Here is a 1,457-nt window from a genome sequence, read left to right as displayed (position 1 = left end):
CTGATTCAAGGGGATTTTTCCCCTTAATGTGGCTCGTTTGCGGACGGATGAGGCGATTTAAGGGGATTTTTCCCCTTGGTGCGGCTCGTTTGCGGATGGATGGGCTGATTCCGGTGCGACCCCCTAATTCCGGAGTCTCCCATATAAAATCGACTCTTGCCGTAGATTTACTCTTTATTTCGCTTTTTTCCTCGGCCAGAAGAAGTCGGATCGGTCTTCTAGGCTCATGACCCACTCTGAAAATTTGGCCGGTGGCATTCTGCGAAGACTTGTATGCATTCTGCGGTTGTTGTAGAAGTCCATGTAACCGTCTACGGCTTCATAGGCATGTTCAAACGTTGCGAACTCTGCCTTGCCAAATAGATCTCTCTCCATGTTGCTGTGGAACGATTCAATAAAAGCATTGAGATCCGGCGTTCGAGGCGGAATCCGTTCGTGTGTAATCTCCCAACCTTCACACATATCTCCAAAAAGGTGGCTCACGAACTGTGGTCCATTGTCGGTTCGTATCACTGGGCGTTCGCTGTGATTCGTACAGTGAGAGTCCATGGCTCTCCAAAGCGTCTGACAGGCATGCTTCGCCTCACACGACGATCCTCTGTAGTAGCCGACGATGACACGGGTAAATACATCGATAATGCTAAGGACGAAGAAATGCCTGTCGCGACCCGCGACGTAACCATATTTAATGTCCATCTGCCAGAGCTGGTTACGTCCGTTGATGACTCGGTTCTCTGGCAGCTTTCGGGGATGCTTGAAGCGCTTCTGACGTTGTGGCTGCAGGATATCTAGTGCCTTACACAGCCGGTAGCTCTTCTTATGGTTCAGCTTTAACCTGTACTGATTCCACAAGCATTCCGCAAGCAGCTTGTACCCGTACACGTGCTCTTCTCCAGAAATCAATTCCAGAAGCCACTCCTGGATTTGCTCGTCGCTAATCTTCTCCCCGGACTCCGTAAGGGAATAACCCGGCACAGGTCTCCCGCGCCCACCTTGAGCTGCTTGCGGGGACTGTGACTTGCGCTTGATGCGGTCATAGTATGTGGACTCCGCCAGCCCAATGATACGCAACACCAGGACTGCTGAATTCCCCTGCTTAATGAACAGCTCGGCTACCTTGATTTTTTCGGATAAGCAGGGGTTGGCTTTTTTAGCAGTTCACGTAGAATCTCGATCTCCAGATCTTTTTCTCCAAGCATTTTGACGGCCTTCTCGTATTTCTGCTCGACCTCAAGAAGGCGCTTTAGCTCTTCTGCCTGCTCCTGGGGATAGGGATGCTCTTGTTCGCCATGCTGTTCCCGATGATCCCTCACCCATTGATTCACTGTACCCGGGGTAACACCGTATTTTCTGGCAACAACCGCTGCCTTAATGCCAGACAAGACCTCTTGTGCAGCCCTCTCTCTCTGTTCGGACATTTTTCCCATAGTGCTCATCCTCCTCATGTATTAAGTCTA

2 protein-coding genes are annotated in these 1,457 nt (G+C 50.6%); one reads left to right on the top strand and one right to left on the bottom strand.

What is annotated here, in order from left to right:
• The first annotated feature begins 435 nt into the window (after positions 1-435).
• On the top strand, positions 436-792 hold the full coding sequence (locus AWJ19_RS36495; protein ID WP_241781699.1) for a hypothetical protein: 357 nt from the start codon (positions 436-438) through the stop codon (positions 790-792).
• A gap of 320 nt (positions 793-1,112) precedes the next feature.
• On the opposite strand, the gene AWJ19_RS11415 is transcribed toward AWJ19_RS36495, so the two are convergent.
• Positions 1,113-1,427, bottom strand: a complete 315-nt coding sequence (locus AWJ19_RS11415) for a transposase (protein ID WP_157889992.1) — start codon at positions 1,425-1,427, stop codon at positions 1,113-1,115.
• Between the last annotated feature and the right edge of the window lie 30 nt (positions 1,428-1,457).

The organism is Paenibacillus sp. DMB5, from assembly GCF_001517085.1.
Classification (GTDB): domain Bacteria; phylum Bacillota; class Bacilli; order Paenibacillales; family Paenibacillaceae; genus Paenibacillus_AQ.
Note: the sequence above shows the minus strand (reverse complement) of the source record. Positions and strands in the feature narration are given on the sequence as shown.

Excerpts from the sequence above, each read along its gene's own strand:
- AWJ19_RS11415 (WP_157889992.1), bottom strand. The coding sequence starts at position 1,427 with ATGGGAAAAATGTCCGAACAGAGAGAGAGGGCTGCACAAGAGGTCTTG.